Below are 23,622 nucleotides of genomic sequence, written 5' to 3'. Positions count from 1 at the left end.
CCTGCAAGGATTACTATATAAGGCAGATAAACACACCCCATAGCAGATTATTTCAGGAATTGAAAGCCAATGAAGGCAAGAAATCCAATCAACCTTAACAAAAACCCGCCCAAATATTAGATAAATTTAATAAATACTTCCTAATATATGAAGTTCTAGCCCCTTAATAAGAGGGCGGTTGGGGCGTTCTATGTAGCACTTATTTTGCTCGCATGGTATTACATATTTGCTCGTTACCAGGCTTTGCCTGGTAATGCAGATCCGGAGGCTCTGCCTCCTTTTCTCTCACAACTTACACGAGAGAAGACTCTAAAAGATGCTTAAGTTATTAAGTTTTATATCCTAACATAAAAGCCAAACCTATTAACCACTAGCCAAAGCAACAAAACATCAGCCAAGATAGAAACAACCCCATTCCCGCAACCGCCATGACAGACATCCAGGAAATAGTCGCCTCCCTAGAAAGCCAAAACTACAAACAAGCCGCCCAACTCATCAAACAACTGCAAAAAAAATCCCCCGAAAACCCCTGGGTGCAATACTACATCGGCCGCTACTACGAACTCACCAACAACCTCGACAAAGCCCAAAAAACCTACAAACTAATACTCCGCGATATCACCAACCCCAAAATCGTCACCCAAGCCCGCCAAGGCATTCAACGCATTGAAACCGCACAACAAAACCTCCGCCAACAAGCCATCGAAACCGCCAAAAACGACCCCAGCAGCCTCGAACCCGGACTCCTGATCCTCGAACCCGTGAGTCCAGAAGACAAACCCGCAGCCGTCCAAAATATCAGCAGAATCTTCAAAATCGACGCCTACACCACCCGGATGCAAATCCAAAGCCGTGGCTGGAGACTCTACAAAACTGGCCCCATCGCCGAACTCCGAATTTACGGCCAAGAACTTCTCAACGCCGGGATTCCCGTATTTTGGACAACCCTAGCCGACATTCAAAAAATCCAAATTTTCCGAGTTCAACACTTCCAGTCTCTCTCTTCCCCAGCCGTTGTTTGCAAAGATCATCTAAATCGACTCGGTTCTATAGAATTCAAGTGGTCAGAAGTCAGCCAAAGAGTAGAAGGTTTGTTACCGATGTTCATGGAAATCATGGACTACTCGCCCAACCGCAGAACCGATCAATTTCGCCACAAAGAAATTACCCAAGATTACGCTCAAATCTGCGACTTGCACATTCCCAGCCGCAACTGCATCCTGCGAATTTGCGACCAAAGTTACGAATTTAAAGCAGGGGTTGACTTCACCCAAATTTCAGCAGCTATCCCAGCTTCACCGAACCTGAAAAACCCAACTTCCAGAGTCAAAAAATCCCCACAAATTCCTCAAAGTACCACCAGAATTAACTGGAATCGCTTACTGGAAATATTCGATCGCCAGCTTGACGTTACAGTGTGGTCAGAATTTACGCCCTTTGCTGAGACAGTCCTCGATTACACGCATATGCTGAGCAAAATTAAATCTCACGTAGAGGTCGATCGCAAATCCGAAACTCCTTGGGACCCAGCTTTCCAGCTATACAGCGCCCTAGCCTTTCTCAGAAACAAAGGAAATAGGGAATAGAACCAAAAAAAGAGTTAAAAATTAAAAATGCCATTGCTCATTTTTAAATTTTTAACCCCAGCATTTGCAATTGTCAAATGCCAAATTCCCTATTACCAAATCCTTAACTTCTACTTCATTTTCACCTGACGAGCCATTTCCCGGAAATTGTTCATGCTAGGGCCAGGGCTGCGACGAGTGGTAGTTGGTATCGGCATTAAATTATTAGGAGCAAAAGTGCGATCGGATTCAGCTTGACTCGACACTTTCCCGTTAGTTACAGCAGCAGGAACCTTCGCGGGTTCCGAAGTCTTAGCAGGAACGCTAGCGACTGGTTCCTTTTCTTTCTTCTTAGACTTTTTCTCTACCTTAGCCTTCTTAGCCGGTTCAGACTTGCCTGACATAGCAGCCTCAACTTTTGCAGGTGCGGCCGCAACAGCATCCCCTACCTTAGCAACAGCATCCTCTACCTTTGCAGCAGCAGCCTCTACCTTCGCAGGTGCAGCCTCTATCTTCTTCGCAACAGCATCCTCTACCTTCGCCGCTGCAACCTTAGCGGGTTCCTTCGCGGAAGATTCGCCTAAATCCATGAAATATTCAGACTTTTTCAAGCCCAACAGTCTGCCGAAAAAGCCGAAAATACCGCCGAAGAAATTTTTGATAAAACCAAACATTAGATTTACTCCTTTTGTTCTTTTAGAGAAATTTGTACAAGCTTGTCAACAAGGTTAGCCTACGAGGTTGGGCAACCTTTGTCTATATTTCTTAATCAAAATTTACAATGATTTGATTAAAAACATGGACATTCTAGTAATTTTTACTCAATAATCCTAATCTTACTTTGCACTTGTTTACTATTATCTCAGAATTTATGAGATATTGCCTACTAGCCTGGGATACATCGAGCCGATTCGCTAGCTGTCCCAATATGGGTAAAATTACCTAGGCGATCGATTTATGCTTTAATATGCAAGCAATTTTTTAGTAAAATGAACAGTACGCTCGATCGCAATCCCGTCATCCTGATCCACGGAATCTGGGACACAAAGGCTATTTTCAGCAAAATGTCCGCCCGCCTCACCCAACTCGGATGGTGTGTCCACAGCCTCAACCTCACCCCCAACGACGGTAGCCTCAGCCTCGACTCGCTAGCGAAACAACTAGCAGACTACATCTCTCAAAACTTCGAGCCACAACAGACTTTAGACATAGTAGGCTACAGCATGGGAGGCATCGTCAGCCGCTACTACGTGCAGCGACTCGGAGGAATTAACCTAGTACAGCGTTTCATCACCATATCTGCCCCTCACAGCGGCACTCTCACCGCCTATTGCCGATCTTTACCAGGATACCTGGATATGCGGCTCAATAGCGACTTGCTGCGCGATTTAAATCAAGATGTGATGGATCTCAGACGCATAAACTTTACATCAATTTGGACACCGTTTGACATGATGATTGTACCGTCGAAAAGCTCCAAAATGCCAGTAGGTAAAGAAGTTAAACTCAATGTAATGCTGCACCGCCAAATGGTGACAGACGACCAAAGTATTAACGCATTAATTGAAGAACTAAAAGCACCAATTAAAAATCAAATTTCCCTTAAAAATGAATAGCAATTTCTGCCGCAACCCAGTCTTGCTAATTCACGGAATCTTCAGGAAATCGGGAATTTTTCACAAAATGTCTGCCTACCTCAGAGATTTAGGTTGGTCAGTCTACAGCCTAGATCTTTCGCCCCACTGGGGCAACGCCAGCATCGACGAATTAGCCCAACAAATGGCAGATTATATAGACAAAAACTTCGAGCCACAACAGCCTTTAGATATAGTAGGATTGAGCATGGGCGGTTTAGTAACTCGCTATTACTTGCAAAGGTTAGGCGGAATTAACCGAGTCCAGCGCTTTATTGCGATATCTTCCCCTCACAACGGTACTTGGACGGCCTACACTCTCTGGGGAAAAGGCTGCGTTCAAATGCGTCCGGGCAGTGCTTTTCTGGAAGATTTAAATCGAGATGCTGACTTGTTGGCAAAGCTCAATTTTACGTCGATTTGGACTGATTGGGATTTTATCATCGTCCCAGCTTCTAGTTCCCAAATATCCGCCGCCAAAGAAGTAAAAGTTTCAGTGTTCGCCCATGCTATGATGGTGAGACATTCGAGCAGTTTAAAAGCGGTCGCCGCAGCACTTTCAGAACCTTTACAAAATCCTAATTAACTTCTGTTCTCAACGCAGATATAGCAATCCTAAATCATTTGTGAATTTCTTACTCCCTCCCCGAACTCGCGGGGAGGGTTGGGGTGGGGTAAAAATATTTACGACTCCTGCAAGGATTGCTATATTCTATCTGTAATGTGTGCAATCTGAACTTTATACCCATTTCATAAAATAGGGCTAGATGTTACCCCCCCCAACCCCCCCGAACTCGCGGGGGGGCTAAGATTCGAGCGATAGCACATCTTTAGAAAAATGGTATTACATATCTAAGTAGCGTGTCAAATTCAACTGCTAGAATGCCTCAGAATAAAAGTTTTAATTGCAAAATAAATAACTCTATTCTGATGGCACTTACGAGGCTGAACTTGTAGGGTGCATCAGCAGAAATACACTCAATTACAGAAAAAATAACACTATGCTGACGCACCCTAGGAGGTGGCTAAGCTGCATCGCCGACTTCAGCATATTCGCCCCGGCCAAAAATTGCTTCTGCTTCGCAGTAATACTTGAACTCTAGTATATTGTGGAAAGGGTCTTCTAAGAAGAAGGTGCGGTGCTCTGTAGGCAAACCGACAAATCGCCTTCTGGCTTCTTGATAGAAATTTAAGTTGTTTTGCTGTGCTTTTTCTAGCAACCCTTCCCAGTCAGCTTCTGAAGTGAAAATTAACCCAAAATGCCGGGGATAAATGCCTCGCTGAGGTGTCAAGGGTTCGCGGCTGACGTGGGCGACAATTTGATGGCCGCACAAACCCAAAATCGCAGAATTGGGGGATTCGCGACCTAATTTGCAGCCGAGCCCGTCTACGTAGAAGGCTTTTGTTTGGGCAAGATCCGTTACGGGGAAGGCAAGATGAAATAAGATTTGGCTCATGGAGGTTTAAAGGTGACTGTGCAGAATTCAGAATTGTTCTTTAATTATTTATCTTGGTCTAATCCTTGGTTGGTGGCGATCGCCCTTAATACATTTTTACTCGCGATCGCCACAGTTGCTCCCAAAAAATTGCTCACTCCCGCCGGACAATTTCACGGCTGGCTGCTAGGTGTGATTATCTGGGCGAGTTTGGGATGGCGGGGCTATGCGGTGGTGATGTTTTACTTTCTTGTGGGATCGGGAGTTACCCGCATCGGTAAAGCCCAGAAAGAAGCAGAAGGGATTGCTGAAAAGCGATCGGGCGCACGAGGCCCGGAAAATGTCTGGGGCTCGGCTTTAACAGCTACTTTTTGTGCTGTGGGAGTTTTGGCATTATCTATTTTCGGAGATACGGGCAATATACCTGTGCCACAAGAGGTGATTTCCTTGTTGTTGCTGGGTTATGCCGCGAGTTTTTGTACCAAACTTTCCGATACCTGCGCTAGCGAAATCGGCAAAGCTTACGGCAAGCATACGTTTTTGATTACTACGTTGCAGCCTGTACCTAGGGGTACGGAAGGGGCGGTAAGTCTGGAAGGAACGATCGCGGGCATTGTCGGTTCGATCCTGATTGCGCTGTTGAGTTGGGCTGTGGGTTTAATTGACTTGACAGGAGTTGTTTTTTGTATTATTGCAGCTTTTATTGCTACCAACATCGAGAGCGTGATTGGCGCGACGGTGCAATCAAAGTTTGAATGGCTGACGAATGAGGTAGTGAATTTTTTTAATACGCTGATCGGAGCGATTTGTGCGATCGTCTTGGCCTATGTCTGGAAAGCTTTTTTAGTTTAGTAATTTTTGGATGTCGCAAACTCAAGAAACCGGGTTTTTTACAAGCATTCAACTAGACAGCAGGAGTCCCGCACTCTAACTGTACTCCGTTGAGTGCCGGGAGGAATGCGCGCGAAGCCTGACTGCCGAGCAAATCTTTGATTTCCGCTATTGCAGTATTAGTTTTCACGAGATACAATAACACCAGAGTTTGTGAAGAAAATGTCCCAAGTAATCACCGCCAAGCTAAAACTCAAACTGACTGCCGAGCAAAAAGCTTTGGTATCTCAGACTGCTTTAGCTTACCGAGATGCTTTGAATTATACTTCACAAGTTGCTTTTGATGCAGGCAAAACCAGCAATGGTGCTAAGTTGCAGAAGGCTGTCTACAACGAATTGCGGGTGAGATTTGGACTTGGAGCCCAAATGGCTTGCAACGTACCCAGACAAGTTTCTGGAACTTACAAAACTCTGTGGACTAAGGTAAAACAATCTAACGATGCTATCGCTTCATGTTACACAAAGAGGCGGTATAAAGGGCTAGATAAACCCCCTAAATACATTTCTCGAACCTGTACCCTAAACTATCAACGGGACTACTCTTTTAAGACCGAGCAGCAAGTGAGTATTATCACGCTGCAAGGTAGAATAGTAGTCCCGTATGATGGCTACAACAAGCATCTAGATTTAATTACCAATGGCGCTCATATTGGAGCGGCTAAAATTGTCTATCAGCGTTCTTCTAAGGTCTACTACTTAATGGTAAGTATTGAAGTAGAAGTACCTGAGATTAACCCACTAAAAATAACCAGAGTCTCTGGTGTCGATGTGGGTATGCGCTACTTAGCAGTAGAAACGGACTTACAAAATAAGTCTAAATTCTACTCAGGAAAAGACGCTAGACACAAAGCCAACCGCTATCACAAAGCTAGACAAACTCTTCAGCGTAAAGACACTCGTTCAGCGAAGCGAAGACTAATCGCTCTGTCTGGAAGAGAAAGACGGTTTATCGCTGATATGAACCACCAAATCAGCAAGGAAATTGCCAAGCCTAACAGCCTGATTGGACTAGAAAACTTGACCGGAATCCGAGATAGAACTAAGTCTAAGTCTGGGAAGAAGGCTAGCAAAAAGCAGCGCAGAGCTAATAGAAATAAGGCTAAATGGTCTTATGCCGAATTGCACGGGTATATCGACTACAAAGCCAATCTAAATGGTTCGTTAGCAACTAAAGTTCCGGCTCATTATACATCGAAAAGTTGCCCTAAATGTGGGCATACTTCGGATATGAATAGACCGAAAAAAGGACTATTGTTTCGATGCGAATGTTGTAGTCATGAGTTACACGCTGATTTGATTGGTGCGCGAAATATTGCAATGAGATCGTTGCTTGTCCGGCAAGACTGGATGAGTACGGGGAGCTTGTCAGCATCCTTGCGATGTGTCGGGCCGTGAAACCAAAGCCCAAATCCTATCCAGGTTTTCGGAATTGCGGTGGAGTTCAGATGCAAGCCCACGTCATAGCGGTATCCCGCTTGATGCTGGGTAGTTGACGGCATTAACGCAGTATTTGCGGAAAACAACCCGTTTTCTGCCTGCACTATTAGTTATTAATCATTAATCATTTTCGAGCGATCGACTAATGACTAATGACTAATGACTGAATTGTTAGCTGTTAGCTGTTGACTGTTGACTGTTGACTGTTGACTGTTGACTGTTGACTGTTGACTGTTGGCTGTTGACTGTTAACTGTTGACTGTTGACTGTTGACTGTTAATTACTAACAACTAACAACTAACAACTAACAACTAACAACTAACAACTAACAACTAACAACTAGCAACTAGCAACTACCAACTGCCAACTGCCAACTACCAACTGCCAACTAACAACTGCCAACTACCAACTGCCAACTGCTTTCCTGACATTAAGCGTCGTCGTCTTGCGGCCCAAAAACCATTTGTACAACCATCGTTGGTTCGCCTCGCTTGTGATAGCGATCGGCCCAATTGCGAATAATTTCATCTAATTCTTCAACAGCTTGATCCAGCCGTTCCGGCGGGATATCCAAAGTCTCCATAACTCGCATCACCTTCGGTTGCTTTTCCGCCCAATCTTTCATCAGCCGGAAATATCTAGCCGTATCCTCCACCATCGTAAACGTGCGCTCTTCCTGCTCTGCAGGAGAGTAGGTAGCGCGGGTGAGAGCATAAAACGGCATTCCCCAAGGAGAATCTATGCGAGTAACTGTTCCCGAATAGATCAAGCGACGCTTGATGTGTTCTGCTAGAGCTTCGCTCAAAGGCATTCGCCTTTCTGGGTGCATCTCTTCTTGCGATCGCCTGTGCAGAAACTCGATCAACTCCATAAACTGAAAAGAATTGATCAGTTGAGCATCAGGCGGATTAGCAGGAACCTTGCCTTCGAGATATTTTTTTTCATCAGCATTCAAACTATTTCCCGGAATGCGGGGGCGACCGGGCAACCAAGCATACTGTTCCAGCCAGACATACGGAAACTGAATCAAATATCTAGGTTCTTGGGAACCCAACATTTTCAGCAATTTTCCCTTAGTCAGAGCTTCCCTGACTTCCTCAACAATCACCTTCACCCGTTTAGGCTCAATGTGATGCAAGTGTCCGGTCATCCGCAGGTTGTTGTCCTGCTCCATATAAGTCATATAAATGGCACACTTAGCCGCCGTTGCGGCCGCGTCTAGAAACGCCCCGTGCCTGTGCCCGCTGGTTCTCATGGCGCTAAACGCCAGATATAGCATGATCTGATCCATTGCACTAGGGCTGAGGCTTTTGACCAGATCTAAAGAGTCATTTTTCATCACAATCCCCGAAATAGCCAAACTAGGAGGCATCTTGCGATCCTCCATTAAATTATTGCGAGAGCGCCGAATCTAGCATAGCCGACTGTCGCCGGAAAGCTTGGCAGCTATCCTAATATTCAGGCCTATTAATTTCCCTGAGTTCACTGGGGCATTGGCTTAAATGCGACCGACACCAAATAAGTGGTTCTTATTGGCGAATTTAAGTAGATTGCTCTACCCTCTGCACTCAGGGTTTACCTATATTTAAGTTAGTTATCGCAAGTTAATTATAATACAGCCGTTGAAAATTCAACCGCACCCGGGGGTGGCAAACGTAAATAAGTATTGCGATCGCAGGAATTTGAGGTCGCTCCGACAACGGGCGAGGGTCTGATGGGGCAGAGGAAAGCGTTTTCAAAACAAAACCGCCAAATACTAGAATCTATCTCTAGCTAGATGGCGGTTGCAGATTTATATGCTAACATCGATCGCACACAAAGAATCTCCTAAGAAGTGTCAACAAAAAGTGCAGTTACCGTTTAACCTGAAAAATTAGAATTTCAGAAAATCAGATCGATCGAACCAACGGCCCGAACCAACTCAGTTGTGGCACTCGCTGAGATACCTTAATATTAGAAATCTTGTAGCGCATGAGTAACATTAGGCTCGATAAAGCTTCTGCGTCCGCTGCCTCTCTCTGGGCCGCGCTCGCCCTTTTGTTGAGTTTGCGCTGACAACATATAATATTGGGCGGTAGCAGTTTCGAGCATTGGGGCTGGAGATTCAAAAGCTCGAGCGGCGCTGGCACTCAAGGTAATGCCCAACAGGCTCAGTAAAGCAATTGCAGTGTAGGTTTGCATGGGTAGTATCCGTGTCAGTGTCTATTACCTGATACGGACTTGGCCCGATCGATCAGGATAGATTTCTGCCAATTTCGGAACTTTGCAAAAAACCTTACTCTTGTAATGCTACAGATGTCAGCCGCAGCCAACCACCGGCTTCATTGGGCCAGCCCCACACTACGATCGGCTGTTCGGTTTCGCAAGTGTCTAAAAAGCTGTCAGTTTCCCAGTCCAAAGTCACGAGTTGCCAAGTTTGACCGGCTAAGGATGCGGGACTTGTTAGGGTTAGCGTCCAGTCTTGCGGGCCTTTTCGGCGGAAAATGCCCGAAAATTCGCTGTGGGTATTTGCTGTCTGACTGCTGGGGTTTGGGCAGAAACTAAGTTCAGATGTCAAGGTTCTGGGTTCAAATACAGAAGTTTCGTTAAGAAACCGGGTTTGTCGCGATTTTGGATCTGAGGAAGGACATTCGCCGCTGGCGGGATATGCTTGAGGTCGATCGAGATAATAGCGCTGGCGATCGAGCCAATCCGATCGCTCCAGTGTCAAATTAAATAAAGGAACAACCGCCGCCCTCGCCTCGGAATCTTGCAGCAAAGCTTCCTGCAAAACCCTCACCGACAAATCGCGCGGCGCACATCCAGCTTCCGCGCACAAAGCCGCCGCCATCCCCGCCGCCTGTCCGATATTCATCACCACCGGCTGCAAGCGAGTTGCACCGTTGGCGATGTGAGAGACAGAAATATTTTTTTCGCAAACCAGCAATCCGTCTGCACTCGCAGGAATTAGCGCGCTGTAAGGAATTGTAAAAGTTGTGCCAGTCCAGCGGCCGCCCCAGCGGATAGATTTGGGTTGCAAAGGAATGTCGCCGCAGGGATAGTGATGATCGTTGGCATAGTTGCCGATCGCAATTGTTTCACAAATTCCCTGAGAATTTATCGGCAACTTCGCAACTCTGCCACCGACAACAGGCAAAATATCTTGTTCTCGAATTGTTTGTACTCCCCGCAAACGGCGGCTTTCTCGGTAGTAAGGATGCAGCGCGAAAGCAGAGGAAAGCAGGGGAGAATTGGGTGAATTTTCGGGCTGGGAAATAGGGAAAATATTCTGTGCTAACCCGTAGCGGCGGCCGAGTTGAGTTTGAATGAAGCGCGCGAAACTTTGACTGTGCCAAAAACTTTCTTGGAGGAATTCTTGTCGAGATGCTGTTGATTCAATTAGTCGATCGACCCCTTCACCATAATCATTACCGCGAATCGGCCAATTAATCATCAACAATCCCCCCGGCAGCCTGCCGTAGTTGAGAAATTGTTCGGGAGTGCAATCTTTCCAAGCGCCGATAAATCGATCGGGATTGTCCACCGGAGGCGCGGGAATTTCTGGTGCCGCAGCACCTTCACCAAAATCCTGCATGACAACCACCCGAGTCGGAGCTTGCACCGAATACCGTTGTGTGAGATTGTTAGGGGCGATCGGCGCGCTGGGTTCTCCCCACTCAGCTTGAAATTCCCAACCCCAGCGGTGCCCGACTTCCGCTAAAGCCAATAAATCTCCCAATTCCGTTGCATCCAAAGTGACTTTGGCCAACACAGTAACATCTGCAAACCGAACGCCAGAAATTCTGTTACCTTCGCAAATCACATCGCGAGCTATTTGTCCAGAAATCCAGTGCAAGTTCGGCAAACACTTAACCCAATCAGCAAAAATTTCCGCACCGACGCGGGGATCGTAAGTAAAAAAACTGACCCAACCCCAATCCAAACCTCCCGGCTGTCGCTGCTGAAGTTCCCGGAGAAATGCACCCCACAAACCAGTTTGAAAAGCTGCTAATTCGTTACCATCGGGAGCACAAACGCCAGCGGAAGTCAGCATTCCTCCCAGCCAAGGGAATTCGCTGACTAAAATAGTTTTGGCACCGCGGCGGGCTGCTTGCACGGCTGCTGCAGTGCCGCCGGTGCCGCCACCGACTACCAAAACATCTGCTTTTAAGAGAGAAGACATGAAGATTTTAGATTTTAGTTACGCATGGGGCCAGAAACCGGGTTTTTTGCGAAAAGACGGCTCGCAGCCGACAGGCGATCGTAAAAATTGTACAACGGATTTTAAGACCACCTATTTTTCCTCTTCCCTCTGACCTCTTCCTCTGCGTCCTCTGCGTCCTCTGCGGTTAATAAAAATCTGAAAATCAGAGCCCATCTCAAATCAAAAACAATCAGAAAATGGGAACCAAAAGATTAAAATAATAAATCGCACAATTTCCCCACTATTCACTACTAACCAAGCAATTAAAAATGGAAAAAGGTTTTATTTTGTGGTTCACCGGCCTGAGCGGTTCCGGTAAGACAACTATCAGCGAAGCTCTCCAACCAGAATTGAAGCGTCGAGGCTGCAAAGTGGAAATCTTGGATGGAGATGTCGTGCGTACCAACTTGTCAAAAGGTTTGGGATTTAGCCAAGAAGACCGGGATACTAATATTCGGCGGATTGGATTTGTCGCTCACCTGCTGAGCCGCAATGGAGTTGCCGCAATGACCGCAGCTATTAGCCCCTACAGAGCAATTCGCGACGAAATTAGAGCGATGGAGCCAAATTTTGTTGAAGTGTATGTCACAGCGCCTTTAGAAGTGTGCGAAAATCGCGATGTCAAGGGGCTGTACGCTAAGGCGAGAGCCGGAGAAATTAAGGGTTTTACCGGAATTGACGATCCCTATGAAGAACCGCTCAATCCTGAGATAATTTGTTACACAGAGCAAGAAAGTGTAGAAGAGAGCGTTAAAAAAGTTCTGAGCAAGTTAGAACAGTTAGGTTACATTTGATGTTGGCGGGGTAGGAAGAGGATAGGGGCAAAAAGCGATGGTGGTGAAAAGTTCTTCGCGCGGCGTGCAACTCGATCAAAAACCTGATCCTCGGGCTTTCTTGGCTTTGACGGAAATGGTTCGATTGTTCGCTTCTGTTTCGAGGAAAGGAACCCGGAGAGATGTTTCCAGCAAAAGCTGCAAGCTGGGTTATTTGACAAGTAATGCCGTCAAAAATTTGATTGTCCAAAGTTTAACAGTTTCAGTGCTGGGGGCTGTGGGTTCGTCTCCGGCGGCTGCTCAGTTTGCGCCTCCTCCTCCTCCTCCTGCTTCGGGGGAGCCGATATCCGTACCCGCAGCGCCGGGATTTCCGGGACTTCCGGCAAGTGCGCCTGCAACTGTACGATCGGAAGTTTACACTTTGGGCGCGGGCGATCGCGTTCAAATGGACATTTTCAACGTCCCGGAATACAGCGGCCCCAACGGTCAACACCAAGTACAGGCAGACGGTTCCCTGAGTTTGCCCTTAATTGGCACCCTGGAAGTGGCCGGAATGACCTTAGAACAAGCTTCTAATGCTGTCAAGGAGCTATACGGCAAATATCTCAAACGTCCTTGGATTACGCTGAAACTGCTGGCGGCGCGTCCTTTGCAAATTGCGATCGCCGGTGAAATTAACCGCCCCGGAGCCTATACAATATCCTCAGCAGCAGGCCCCGGAGGCACCTCAGAACAAATTGGCACTCAAATGCCCACGATATCGCGGGCTCTGCGAATGGCGGGAGGAATTACCCAATCAGCAGACGTGCGGCAAATCAAAATCCGCCGCCCCCAGCGCAACGCACCGGAACAAATTATTAGTGTGGATTTGTGGGAATTATTGCAAAACGGCGATTTGCGCGCCGATTTGACTTTGCGCGACGGCGACACGATATTTATTCCCACTGTAACTAGCCTCAACCGCCAAGAAGCACCGACTTTAGCAGTAGCTAACATTACCGGACAAAGCACTCAACCAATTAATATTGCTGTGGTGGGCGAAGTAACTCGCCCCGGTACTTATACTCTGGCAAAAGAGGTTCAAAGTAGAGTACAAGAGAATGAAATAGGTGCAAATTCTGGTTTGTTTGCTGCCACCAGCGAAACTCCCGCAGGTGGGGAAACTCTCGTACAGCAAACTGTAACTAAGGCGATTAAAATGGCCGGCGGCATTACACCGGTAGCCGATATCAGACAAATACAAGTTCGCCGCCTGACTCGCGCGGGTACGGAACAAATTATTAATGTAAATTTGTGGCAACTTTTGGAAGGGGGAGATGTATCTCAAGACTTAGCGCTGCAACAGGGAGATACGGTAATTGTTCCCAAAGCCGACAATCTTGATGCAGTCGAAGGCCAACAAGTGGCTAATTCTACTTTTTCACCGGATACGATTAAGGTGAGCATTGTGGGAGAAGTCGTGAAACCCGGATCGTTTGCGATGGTACCCAACACTTCATTAAATCAAGCGCTGGTAGCAGCCGGAGGTTTTAATAAATCGCGCGCCGAAATGGATTCTGTAGATTTAATTCGCCTGAATCCTAACGGTACTGTTTCTCGACTGAGTGTTAAGGTAAATTTTTCTGCAACAGCCAATGAGGAAACTAATCCCAAACTGCAAAATAATGATGTAATTATGGTAAGGCGATCGGGCCGTGCTACCTTCTCGGATAATGTAGGCGGGACTCTCGCTCCTTTGAGCCCGCTGTTGGGAATATTTCGGTTGTTCAATATTTTTCGGTGATTTGAATAGACTAGCGCTAGGGCTTCAAAAACCAGGTTTCTAGAAAATTTTTTAGTTGGGTAACTAGATATCTAGTCAGAAACCGGGTTAATGAAACGACTCCCGCCTTACAGACGTTTAAACTAATAAGTTGTAAAATCAAATGAAACCAGGTAAAAAGTCTCAAATAACACAGTTTAATAACAATAGACAAATTTTGGATCGACAAAAAATATCAACAGCAGTTTATCAAGAAAATCAATTTTTAGACAGGGAAAACACACAGGAAGAAGAGTTAAGTTTTTGGGAGATTTGTCGCAGCCGTTCCCTCTTAGTCATCGGCGTAGCAGTGGCAGTAACAACAGGAGTTTTTGCCTGGACGTTGACTCAAAAAAGCGAATACGAAGGGCGGTTTCAATTATTAGTAGAAGCCCCTATTACGCAAAACACTTTAGCAAAAATCTATGCCGGCGAGCTGAAAGTGCAACCAGCGAGTCCCGGAAGTGCGGAAAATCCTGGTTTTGACTACGAATCGCAAATTCAAGTTTTGCAAAGCCCGCAAGTGATGTCGCCAATTATTAAACAATTGCAGGCTAAATATCCCGAAATAAATTACAGCTACCTTTTGAACCAAAAAGCAGATAATTTACCGTTTTCGGGAAAAACCAGGCTGTCAGTCAATCGGTTCAAAAATACCAAAATTATCGAAGTTAGATATCGAGATTACGATCCGAAAAAAATTAATTTTGTTTTGGAAAAAGTGGCAGTTGGTTTCCGCAACTACAGCGTGCAAGATACCAAATCACAAATTAACCAGAGTCTAGATTTTGTGAAATCGCAACTTCCGAACCAAAAAAAGCGCCAACAACTTCTGCAAACCGAAATTCAAAAATTGCGGCAGCAATACAATTTCATCGATCCGCAAATTCAAAGCCAACAATTAGCGCAACAAATTAGTCAAATTCAAGCGCAACGATTGGACGCGCAAACACAGTTCAACCAGCAGAGATTGCTCTATGCTAACCTGCAAAATCAGCTCGGATTGAACCAGAAACAAGCGCTGATGGCTTCGGCTTTGAGTCAAGCTCCCCGCTATCAAGCAATGCTGACTCAATTACAGCAATTGGAAGGGCAAATTGCAATTAATTCGGCTACATATACAGACCAAACTCCGCAAATTCAATTGTTGCGAGAACAGCGCAATAATTTGATTCCTTTGTTGAAGAAAGAAGCTCAACAAGTTTTGGGAACTGATTTGGCTAAGGTGAATTCGCAGGTGCTGGCTTTTCAAGATCCGGTGCGGATTAAGTTGATCGAGCAGTTTATCGGTACTGCTAATTTGATTCAGGTGCTGGGGGTGCGAAATGTGGTTTTGGAACAAGCGGCTAAGGAGTTGAATCAATATTCTCAAGGATTTCCGGTGATTTTGCGCCGCTATTCGGATTTGCAGCGGGAGGCGGAGTTGACTAATAATACGCTGAATAGTTTGCTGGCGAAACAGCAAGCTTTGCAGCTAGAAGCTGTGGGTCAAAAAGAGGTGGCTTGGGAGGTGATTGCGAAGCCGGAAATTCCGCGCTATAGAAATGGCGAGTTGATGGCTGTTGCTCCGATTATGCCTTTGAATTTGGCTTTGGGGGGATTGGCTGGTTTGGTGTTCGGTATGCTGATGGCGCAGTTGGCGGAACGGTTTAATAATAAAACGGTGTTCCAGACTCCCGAGGATGTCAAACATTCGATTCACCTGCCTTTGTTGGGGATAATTCCTGCTAGCGATAAAATTTTGAGACTGCCGCCTGCGGAGACAAATTCTGTGGATGCGGAAAGTTCGCCGATGCCGACGGATGCTTTTCAAGAGGCTTTTCGATCGCTCAATGCTAATATTCGGTTGCTAAATGTTGATACTCCGATCAATTCTTGTGTAATTACGTCTTGTCAAGTAGCTGATGGCAAGTCTACTGTGGCAGTAAATCTGGCACGGGCGGCGGCTGCAATGGGCCAGCAAGTGCTGTTGGTGGATGCGGATTTACGGCGGCCGCAGGTGCACGAAATGCTCGGTTTGCCGAACTGGCAAGGCTTGCACAACGTGATTGCTGAGGATTTGGATGTGGAAGATGCGATCGTGCGATCGCCCAGGGATGAAAACCTGTTTGTGTTAACATCCGGGCCAGTACCTCCAGACCCCACCAAGGTACTTTCTTCGCGAAAAATGCAGCATTTAATGGCAGCTTTGGCAAGTCATTTTGACTTAGTTATTTACGATACTGCGCCGCTTTTGGGTTTGGCAGATGCGAATTTGTTGGCCGGTCAAACTAACGGATTGATGCTGGTAGTTGGGCTGCATCAAACTGAGCGGGAGGCGCTGTTGTTGGCTTTTGAGGATTTGAAAATGGCAGGAATTCCGCTGTTGGGAATGGTGGCTAATAACGATAAGGGCAGCAGGTATTACTATCAGTCTTACGTGCAGAATTACATTGAGGAAAAGTCTGTTTAGATTGCGATTGGGCGCGAAGTTTGCCAGCTATGTTACTCGTTACCAGGCAGAGCCTGGTAACGGAGCTCCGCAGGCTCTGCCTCGATTCTCTATGTTCTCAGCCGAGGTAGATCCTCTGAATATGGATTCCCCAGCAGAGCCTGGAAACCAGTTAATTCGATCGCCAATATAAACTTTAACAACAAAATTTCTTAAGATTTGCATTGGATCTGTTGCACTATAATTAAACAATGAGATTTTTAAACCAATTCCGGCACTTGCAAGTTATATCAATTCCGGTTGCACTCCTCATGATGTTGACTGTTGACTGTTGACTGTTGACTGTTGACTGTTAACTGTTAACTGTTAACTGTTGACTGTTGACTGTTGACTGTTGACTGTTAAGAGGGCCCGCACGGGGGCACCGCCCCTACTGTTGACTGTGAATCGAACAACTGAAGATTGCACCGAGATAGGTGGTGACTTGTAAAAATAATTAATGAATTTCCCTCTAATTTATCACCTGACGATGCAGCCGGAAACGATATTGTTAATGCCTGAAAATGTGGCCGATCGATCCCAATTTTGTAATATATCAATGCAACTCCCGAGGTAGCTTCACAACTATCAGGGAATTTTTTGTTTTTTGAAAAGGAGATGAAACAATGACTATTGCTACTATCAATCCAGCAACGGGAGAAACGCTCTCAACTTTTGAGGAGATAACGGATGAGGCAATTGAAGCTAAGCTGGAATTAGCACAGCAAGCTTTTAACAATTACCGCGACTTGCAGTTTGAGCAGCGAGCAATTTGGCTGCAAAAAGCTGCGGATATCTTGGAGCGCGATCGCGAAATTTACGCCGAAATGATGACGCTGGAAATGGGGAAAACGTTCAAATCGGCGATCGGCGAAATAGAAAAATGCGCCTTAGTTTGCCGCTACTACGCCAAAAATGCCGCTCAATTTATGGCAGACGTACCCGCAACCACAGATGCTAGCAGTAGCTTTGTCCGCTACCAACCGCTGGGCGTTATTTTAGCCGTCATGCCCTGGAATTTCCCATTTTGGCAAGTGTTTCGGTTTGCCGCACCGGCGCTGATGGCGGGCAATGTCGGCTTGCTCAAACACGCTTCCAACGTGCCGCAGTGCGCTTTAAAAATCGAGGAAATTTTCGCGGAAGCTGGCTTTCCCGAAGGAGTTTTTCAAACTTTGTTAGTGGGAGCCGACAAAGTAGCTAAGATAGTTGCGGACGATCGCATCAAAGCAGCAACTCTCACCGGTAGCGAACCCGCTGGGGAAAGTTTGGCAGCAAATGCCGGCAAAAATCTCAAAAAAGTAGTGTTGGAATTGGGAGGAAGCGACCCATTTATTGTAATGTCCAGCGCCGATTTAGAATTAGCTTTATCAACAGCAGTCACATCGCGGATGCTGAATAACGGCCAATCCTGCATCGGTGCCAAACGCTTTATTTTAGCAGAAGAAATCGCCGACGAATTCATTAAAGGATTTATCGAAAAATTCGAGCAATTAAAAGTAGGCGATCCGATGTTGCCCGAAACCGATATCGGCCCTTTGGCTACCCCAGCAATCCTCAAAGAATTGGACAATCAAGTGCAAACCTGCATCAAATCGGGGGCCAAACTTCTCACTGGCGGCCGCCCGCTGTCAGAGAAGGCGGGCAATTTTTACTTACCAACTATCCTGTCAGATATTCCTGCGGATGCTGCGGCGCGTCAAGAAGAGTTTTTCGGCCCGGTAGCCTTAGTATTCTGGGTTGCAGGCATCGATGAGGCGATCGCCCTAGCTAACAGCACATCCTTTGGCTTGGGTGCCGCAGCTTGGACTACAGTAAGAACAGAGAGCGATCGGTTTATTTCCGAACTAGAAGCCGGCGCAGTATTCATTAACGGCTTAGTCAAATCCGACCCCAGACTGCCCTTTGGGGGCATCAAACGCTCCGGTTACGGACGCGAATTGAGCATCCAAGGAATTCACGAATTTGTCAACATCAAAACAGTGTGGGTAAAATAAACAAAATTTGACAAATTTTTCGTCAAAACATCAATTAATCTGCGTCAATCCGCGTTCATCAGCGGTTAAAATTAATCTAGTATTTTGACGAAAGATTTGTCAAAAATACCGCCCCATTTAAATAGGAGAAAACCGAAATGAACACAGCTCAACTACTTGTCAAATGTTTAGAAAACGAAGGCGTAGAATACGTATTCGGACTTCCCGGAGAAGAAAATTTAGAACTTTTAGAAGCCCTAAGAACCTCTTCAATTAAATTTATTACTACTCGCCACGAACAAGGCGCAGCCTTCATGGCCGACGTTTACGGCCGGCTCACAGGCAAAGCCGGCGTTTGCTTGTCCACCTTGGGCCCCGGCGCAACTAACTTAATGACAGGAGTTGCTGATGCCAACTTAGACGGCGCTCCTCTAATAGCAATTACCGGACAAGTCGGTACAGACAGAATGCACATAGAATCGCACCAATATTTAGATTTGGTGGCTATGTTTGCTCCTGTTACTAAGTGGAACGCTCAGATTGTCCGCCCCAGCACGACCTCAGAAATCGTCCGCAAAGCTTTTAAAGTTGCTCAAAGCGAAAAGCCCGGAGCAGTTCATATTGACTTGCCAGAAAACATCGCCGCAATGCCTGTGGAAGGAAAGCCGCTCACCAAAGACAACCGCGAAAAAACTTTTGGCGCTTACAAAAGCCTGAATAACGCAGCCATAGCAATTTCTAAGGCAAAAAGTCCTTTGCTGTTAGTAGGAAACGGCGCAGTCCGCGCTAACGCTAGCGATACTTTGACAGAATTTGCTACTCGATTAAATATTCCAGTAGCTAATACTTTTATGGGCAAAGGCGTAATTCCTTACACTCATCCTTTGGCACTTTGGACGACGGGATTGCAAAAGCGAGATTACATTAGTTGTGCTTTTGAAGAAACGGATTTAGTGATTGCTGTTGGCTACGATTTAATTGAATATTCCCCGAAAAAGTGGAATCCTGACGGGAAAATTCCGATTATTCACATTGGAGCTTTGCCTGCAGAAGTTGATAGCAGTTATATTCCTATTGTAGAAGTTGTGGGGGATATTTCTGATTCCCTCAATGAAATTTTGCAGCGCGCGGATCGCATGGAAAAAGTAGACCCTTTTGCGAAGCAATTGCGGGCGGATATTCGCGCTGGGTACGAACAATATGCAGCGGATGATGGTTTCCCGATCAAGCCGCAAAAACTGATTTACGATTTGCGGCAAGTTATGGGCCCGGAAGATATTGTCATATCTGATGTGGGAGCTCATAAAATGTGGATCGCGCGGCACTATCATTGCGATCGCCCGAATACCTGTTTAATTTCCAACGGATTTGCGGCAATGGGAATTGCGATTCCCGGCGCGGTGGCTGCAAAACTCGTTTATCCCGATCGCAAAGTAGTAGCAGCCACAGGCGACGGCGGTTTTATGATGAACTGTCAAGAGTTAGAAACTGCGTTGCGCGTCGGTACTAATTTTGTGACTCTCATCTTTAATGACGGCGGCTACGGGTTAATTGAATGGAAGCAGGAAGATCAGTTTGGCCATTCAGATTTTATCAAATTTGGCAATCCCGACTTTGTAAAATTTGCCGAAAGTATGGGTTTAAAAGGCTATCGCGTGGAATCTGCTAGCGATTTAATTCCTATCCTGAAGGAAGCGCTTGCTCAAGATGTTCCCTGCGTGATTGACTGTCCGGTAGACTACCGAGAAAATGCCCGTTTCAGTCAATTATCTGGGGATATGAGTTGCAATATAACATAAATTAGATCGGGCGGGTTCGCGATTATTCATACTTTAGATAGGTGAGTATTCGTCAACCCCTCTCAAAAAGCTGAGATCGAGGTTCAATAGGGTTTACTGAAGTTATAAGTTGTAGGGTGCGTCGCTGGTTTAATCCGGCGTTGTGGGGCGAGAGTTGGGATTGGCGATGCACCCTACGTTGACTTTCTCAAAAAGATGAGGTTTAGGTTTTAGATTTTAGATTGGGGATTGAGAGATTGGGGGGATCTATCAATACCTCATATTTGTGAGAAGTGCTATAGCAACGTTTATTTACGAAATACCGCTACCAAACCGTCAACTTATATTTTTTCGGCAGAAAGGTATTATGCAGAAAGCTATTATGCACAAAAGTAGAGATGCTAAATTTACCAAATACTTCGATCGCCCAAAACTCACAAAAAATAACTATGAACGACCCAGCGTCTTACACATTGTCTCAAATGACCGATCGCGAGCGCGCGAACCTCAGCCGCCTGATCGATTACAGTTCCATTAAATCCGTACCCGAAATTTGGGCGATCGTCAAACAGCGATTTCCCCAAACCGTCGCCCTCCACGATCCCCACAGCCAGCCAGAAATCAAACTCACCTACACCGACCTCTACCACCAAATCCAGCAATTCGCCCGCGGCTTGCAAGCCCTCGGCATCCAATCCAATCCCGAAGAACCAATCCCTCCCCGCGTCGCCCTCTTCGCCGACAACAGCCCCCGCTGGCTGATAGCCGACCAAGGCATCATGACCGCCGGGGCCGCCAACGTCGTTCGAGGTGCCACCGCCGACCCCGAAGAACTCCTCCACATCATCCAAGACAGCGGCAGTACCGCCTTGGTAGTCGAAAACCAGGCATTACTCAAAAAACTCCAACACCGCCTCCCCGACTTACCCATTCAACTCGTCGTCCTCCTCTCCGACGAAGAACCGGAAACCAACCAAACCCTCAACACAGTCAAATTTTCCGAAGTCATGGCCACAGGGGCAAGTAGCACCCTCAAACCAACCAACCACAACCCGCAAACCCTCGCCACTCTCCTCTACACCAGCGGCACAACAGGTCAACCCAAAGGCGTTATGCTGACCCACGGCAATTTGCTGCACCAAATCACCACCTTCGGGACAATTCTCCAACCCGAAGCCGGCGATGGCGTTCTCAGCATCCTCCCCAGTTGGCACGCCTACGAACGCACGGTTGAATATTTCATGTTTTCCCAAGGATGCACCCAAATTTACACCAGCATTCGCTATTTCAAACAAGACTTTAAAACTTACAAACCCCAGTACATGGTCAGCGTTCCGCGCATCTGGGAATCGATTTACGAGGCAGTACAAAAGCAATTTCGGGAACAGCCTCCCAACAAACAAAAATTGGTGAATTTCCTGTTATCTGCCAGCCAAAAATACATAGAAGCCCGCCGGATTGTCGAAGGATTAACTCTCAATTTACAACCTGCCTCAGTTGCTGAAAACTCGATCGCCCGGATCAAAATCATTCTGTTGTCGCCCGTTTACGCCCTTGCCGAAAAACTCGTTTACAAAAAAGTCCGGGAAGCTACGGGAGGACGTTTTAAGTGGGCAATCAGCGGCGGCGGTTCTTTGGCCGCGCATTTAGACAATTTCTTTGAAATTGCGAATATCGGTTTGTTGGTGGGATACGGTTTGACCGAAACATCCCCGGTTTTGACAGTCCGCCGCCCTTGGCACAATCTTAAAGGTTCTGCCGGACAGCCTATTCCGGGTACGGAAATTAAAATAGTAGACTCGGAGACTCGGCAACAACTGCTTCCGGGCCAGCGCGGCTTGGTATTGGCAAAAGGGCCGCAAATCATGGCGGGCTATTATCTCAATCCCCAAGCTACCTCAAAGGTGATGGACTCGATGGGCTGGTTTGACACCGGCGATTTAGGCTGGCTGACACCTGGAAACGACTTAGTTTTGACCGGGCGGGCCAAAGATACGATCGTCCTCAGCAACGGCGAAAATATCGAACCGCAGCCGATCGAAGATGCCTGCATCCGCAGCCCCTACATCGACCAAATTATCGTAGTAGGTCAAGACCAGAAATCGATCGGCGCCTTAATTGTCCCCAATTCAGAAGCCCTACTCAAATGGGGCGAAACTCAGAGTCCGCCCATACAGGAAATTGACTGGAATAGCAAGATAATTCAAGACTTATTCCGCCAAGAGTTGAACCGGGAGGTGAAAAATCGCCCTGGATACCGCGCGGACGATCGCATCGGCCCGTTCCGGTTGATTCAGGAACCATTTTCAATGGAAAATGGAATGTTGACCCAGACCCTGAAAATTAAGCGCCCGGTTGTGACTGAACACTACCGCGATATGATTGACGGGATGTTTTGAAAATATTCGCAGGACTTGGGGAATGGAAAAGCAAAAATGATCCCAACACCCGAGTCCCAATTGGTGTCAACAATCGCCTGAAAACCTTTGTATCTCTCGTTGATAGCTCTTGCCAGATCCCCCTCGCATCCCCCTTAAGAAGAGGGGTTGACTTTGAGAAGATTCTTATCCCCCCCCGACCTAGGGGCGTGCGGGCCCTGGGCTAGGCGGGATCTGGCCTAAATCGCCAGACAGAAGACCGATCGTAGGTTTGAAGGTTAAGTTGACACCAACGCCCTAGTCTCGAATCCGAGTCCTCAGTCCTTAGGAAATGTTTGCGAACTAATGACTAATGACGGATGACTTAGGACGAATGACTAATCACTAATTCCCCTTGATAATTGACAAGCAACAACATGGAACCACAATTACTCTTGAAGCGCTCGATTAGCGTGAAAGTCATCGTTACTCCCCGCTGGAAAGAAGAAGCTCAACAACAACTCCAAGGCCAAATCAACCAAATAGATTCTCAGCTACAACAGCTAGAAATGCAAGGGAGCCGGATGATTTCTGAAATCCAAAAGCAAAACCTGCAACCCCCAGGCCCGCAAGTAACGCAGCAAATAGAAAACATTCAAGTGCAAGTGAATCAAAGAAAGAGCGAACTGCTAGAACAAAAAAACCAAAACCTGCAACAACTCCAACAAGTACAGGTTTTAGACCTCGAACAAGAAGTTAGTCAAGGTCAAATTGACGGCACGTTCACCGTCGGGATGGGAGAAAACTTGATTCAAAAAATGCAAGTAGAAATTCTACTCCGCGACGGCATAGTTGAAGAAATTCGAGGTGATATTTAGAAGTTAGAAATTGGTAATTGGTAATTGGTAATTGCTAATTGGTATGTAATTTTGAGTTGATAGTCGCACATCTTCGGACTAGAGGCTGGCATAATAATAATTATTGCCGATTGCCGATCGCCAATTATCAATCGCCAAATACCGATCGCCAATTACCAAATCAAAAGGACTTTTTACAGATGATTCGCGAAGTTTTCATGCCAGCCCTGAGTTCTACCATGACAGAGGGCAAAATTGTTTCCTGGGTCAAATCCGCCGGAGACAAAGTAGAAAAGGGCGAAACCGTAGTCGTAGTTGAATCCGACAAAGCCGACATGGATGTCGAGTCTTTCTACGAAGGCTATCTAGCAATAATTATTGTAGAAGCTGGCGAAGTTGCTCCGGTGGGAGCCGCGATCGCCCTAGTCGCAGAAACAGAAGCCGAAATTGCAGAAGCTCAGAAACAA

At 46.5% G+C, this 23,622-nt stretch carries 18 protein-coding genes; 13 read left to right on the top strand and 5 right to left on the bottom strand.

The features are described 5' to 3' along the window. Positions 1–428 precede the first annotated feature (428 nt). On the top strand, positions 429–1,586 hold the full coding sequence (locus AACV78_RS03820) for a tetratricopeptide repeat protein (protein WP_194011659.1): 1,158 nt from the start codon (positions 429–431) through the stop codon (positions 1,584–1,586). Between the two features lie 110 nt (positions 1,587–1,696). On the opposite strand, the gene AACV78_RS03815 is transcribed toward AACV78_RS03820, so the two are convergent. Next, on the bottom strand, positions 1,697–2,239 hold the full coding sequence (locus AACV78_RS03815) for a hypothetical protein (protein WP_194011660.1): 543 nt from the start codon (positions 2,237–2,239) through the stop codon (positions 1,697–1,699). 315 nt (positions 2,240–2,554) lie between these two features. On the opposite strand from AACV78_RS03815, the gene AACV78_RS03810 reads away from it, so the two are divergent. Then, entirely contained in the window at positions 2,555–3,181 is a 627-nt protein-coding gene (locus AACV78_RS03810; protein ID WP_194011661.1) for an esterase/lipase family protein, read from the top strand. Further along, positions 3,174–3,785: an esterase/lipase family protein gene (locus AACV78_RS03805; RefSeq protein WP_194011662.1), complete on the top strand. Its 612-nt coding sequence runs from the start codon at positions 3,174–3,176 to the stop codon at positions 3,783–3,785. Before AACV78_RS03810 ends, AACV78_RS03805 begins: the two co-directional genes overlap by 8 nt. A 439-nt stretch (positions 3,786–4,224) precedes the next feature. Here AACV78_RS03805 and AACV78_RS03800 read toward each other — a convergent pair whose 3' ends face one another. Further along, the gene (locus tag AACV78_RS03800; protein ID WP_194011833.1) at positions 4,225–4,656 is read right to left on the bottom strand and encodes a VOC family protein; all 432 of its coding nucleotides are present in this window, start codon (positions 4,654–4,656) and stop codon (positions 4,225–4,227) included. Between the two features lie 18 nt (positions 4,657–4,674). Here AACV78_RS03800 and AACV78_RS03795 point away from each other — a divergent pair, with 18 nt between their 5' ends. After that, on the top strand, positions 4,675–5,487 hold the full coding sequence (locus tag AACV78_RS03795; protein ID WP_194011842.1) for a TIGR00297 family protein: 813 nt from the start codon (positions 4,675–4,677) through the stop codon (positions 5,485–5,487). 201 nt (positions 5,488–5,688) lie between these two features. After that, complete coding sequence (locus AACV78_RS03790) at positions 5,689–6,921, top strand: RNA-guided endonuclease InsQ/TnpB family protein (RefSeq protein WP_228042597.1); 1,233 nt, start codon at positions 5,689–5,691, stop codon at positions 6,919–6,921. Between the two features lie 472 nt (positions 6,922–7,393). Here AACV78_RS03790 and hetR read toward each other — a convergent pair whose 3' ends face one another. The 3 genes from hetR to AACV78_RS03775 all read right to left on the bottom strand — a co-directional run bounded on the left by hetR (position 7,394) and on the right by AACV78_RS03775 (position 11,125). Beyond that, positions 7,394–8,302 (bottom strand): heterocyst differentiation master regulator HetR, encoded by a 909-nt coding sequence (gene hetR / locus AACV78_RS03785; protein ID WP_194011843.1) that lies wholly within the window; start codon positions 8,300–8,302, stop codon positions 7,394–7,396. 614 nt (positions 8,303–8,916) lie between these two features. After that, positions 8,917–9,144 (bottom strand): heterocyst-inhibiting protein PatX, encoded by a 228-nt coding sequence (patX, locus tag AACV78_RS03780; RefSeq protein WP_194011834.1) that lies wholly within the window; start codon positions 9,142–9,144, stop codon positions 8,917–8,919. Positions 9,145–9,238: 94 nt separating this feature from the next. After that, positions 9,239–11,125: an FAD-dependent oxidoreductase gene (locus tag AACV78_RS03775; RefSeq protein ID WP_194011835.1), complete on the bottom strand. Its 1,887-nt coding sequence runs from the start codon at positions 11,123–11,125 to the stop codon at positions 9,239–9,241. Positions 11,126–11,415: 290 nt separating this feature from the next. Between AACV78_RS03775 and cysC the strand changes: the two genes are divergently transcribed. From cysC to AACV78_RS03735, 8 genes are all read left to right on the top strand, one after another. Further along, positions 11,416–11,940, top strand: coding sequence for an adenylyl-sulfate kinase (gene cysC / locus AACV78_RS03770; RefSeq protein ID WP_194011836.1), 525 nt, complete (start codon positions 11,416–11,418; stop codon positions 11,938–11,940). A 115-nt stretch (positions 11,941–12,055) separates the two neighbouring features. Then, complete coding sequence (locus AACV78_RS03765; RefSeq protein ID WP_445329577.1) at positions 12,056–13,702, top strand: polysaccharide biosynthesis/export family protein; 1,647 nt, start codon at positions 12,056–12,058, stop codon at positions 13,700–13,702. 142 nt (positions 13,703–13,844) lie between these two features. Next, entirely contained in the window at positions 13,845–16,172 is a 2,328-nt protein-coding gene (locus tag AACV78_RS03760) for a GumC family protein (RefSeq protein ID WP_194011838.1), read from the top strand. Between the two features lie 644 nt (positions 16,173–16,816). Next, positions 16,817–18,184: an NAD-dependent succinate-semialdehyde dehydrogenase gene (locus tag AACV78_RS03755; RefSeq protein ID WP_194011839.1), complete on the top strand. Its 1,368-nt coding sequence runs from the start codon at positions 16,817–16,819 to the stop codon at positions 18,182–18,184. Between the two features lie 137 nt (positions 18,185–18,321). Further along, entirely contained in the window at positions 18,322–19,962 is a 1,641-nt protein-coding gene (locus AACV78_RS03750; RefSeq protein WP_194011840.1) for an acetolactate synthase large subunit, read from the top strand. A 428-nt stretch (positions 19,963–20,390) separates the two neighbouring features. Then, positions 20,391–22,340: an AMP-dependent synthetase/ligase gene (locus AACV78_RS03745; protein WP_194011844.1), complete on the top strand. Its 1,950-nt coding sequence runs from the start codon at positions 20,391–20,393 to the stop codon at positions 22,338–22,340. Positions 22,341–22,735: 395 nt separating this feature from the next. Further along, positions 22,736–23,176: a YlqD family protein gene (locus AACV78_RS03740; protein ID WP_194011841.1), complete on the top strand. Its 441-nt coding sequence runs from the start codon at positions 22,736–22,738 to the stop codon at positions 23,174–23,176. A 38-nt stretch (positions 23,177–23,214) separates the two neighbouring features. Continuing rightward, positions 23,215–23,622: biotin/lipoyl-containing protein (locus AACV78_RS03735; protein WP_339383451.1), on the top strand; the 408-nt coding region annotated here is incomplete at its 3' end.

It is taken from the genome of Tychonema sp. LEGE 07196 (assembly GCF_963890365.1).
In the GTDB taxonomy this organism is placed as follows: Bacteria; Cyanobacteriota; Cyanobacteriia; order Cyanobacteriales; family Microcoleaceae; genus Microcoleus.
Note: the sequence above shows the minus strand (reverse complement) of the source record. Positions and strands in the feature narration are given on the sequence as shown.

Bases quoted from the DNA above. Each gene is read 5' to 3' on its own strand.
- cysC (WP_194011836.1), top strand. From the start codon at position 11,416: ATGGAAAAAGGTTTTATTTTGTGGTTCACCGGCCTGAGCGGTTCCGGT.
- AACV78_RS03760 (WP_194011838.1), top strand. From the start codon at position 13,845: ATGAAACCAGGTAAAAAGTCTCAAATAACACAGTTTAATAACAATAGA.
- hetR (WP_194011843.1), bottom strand. From the start codon at position 8,302: ATGAAAAATGACTCTTTAGATCTGGTCAAAAGCCTCAGCCCTAGTGCA.
- AACV78_RS03805 (WP_194011662.1), top strand. From the start codon at position 3,174: ATGAATAGCAATTTCTGCCGCAACCCAGTCTTGCTAATTCACGGAATC.
- AACV78_RS03740 (WP_194011841.1), top strand. From the start codon at position 22,736: ATGGAACCACAATTACTCTTGAAGCGCTCGATTAGCGTGAAAGTCATC.
- AACV78_RS03755 (WP_194011839.1), top strand. From the start codon at position 16,817: ATGACTATTGCTACTATCAATCCAGCAACGGGAGAAACGCTCTCAACT.
- AACV78_RS03790 (WP_228042597.1), top strand. From the start codon at position 5,689: ATGTCCCAAGTAATCACCGCCAAGCTAAAACTCAAACTGACTGCCGAG.
- AACV78_RS03775 (WP_194011835.1), bottom strand. From the start codon at position 11,125: ATGTCTTCTCTCTTAAAAGCAGATGTTTTGGTAGTCGGTGGCGGCACC.
- AACV78_RS03820 (WP_194011659.1), top strand. From the start codon at position 429: ATGACAGACATCCAGGAAATAGTCGCCTCCCTAGAAAGCCAAAACTAC.
- AACV78_RS03745 (WP_194011844.1), top strand. From the start codon at position 20,391: ATGAACGACCCAGCGTCTTACACATTGTCTCAAATGACCGATCGCGAG.
- AACV78_RS03750 (WP_194011840.1), top strand. From the start codon at position 18,322: ATGAACACAGCTCAACTACTTGTCAAATGTTTAGAAAACGAAGGCGTA.
- AACV78_RS03815 (WP_194011660.1), bottom strand. From the start codon at position 2,239: ATGTTTGGTTTTATCAAAAATTTCTTCGGCGGTATTTTCGGCTTTTTC.
- AACV78_RS03810 (WP_194011661.1), top strand. From the start codon at position 2,555: ATGAACAGTACGCTCGATCGCAATCCCGTCATCCTGATCCACGGAATC.
- AACV78_RS03800 (WP_194011833.1), bottom strand. From the start codon at position 4,656: ATGAGCCAAATCTTATTTCATCTTGCCTTCCCCGTAACGGATCTTGCC.
- AACV78_RS03765 (WP_445329577.1), top strand. From the start codon at position 12,056: ATGGTTCGATTGTTCGCTTCTGTTTCGAGGAAAGGAACCCGGAGAGAT.
- patX (WP_194011834.1), bottom strand. From the start codon at position 9,144: ATGCAAACCTACACTGCAATTGCTTTACTGAGCCTGTTGGGCATTACC.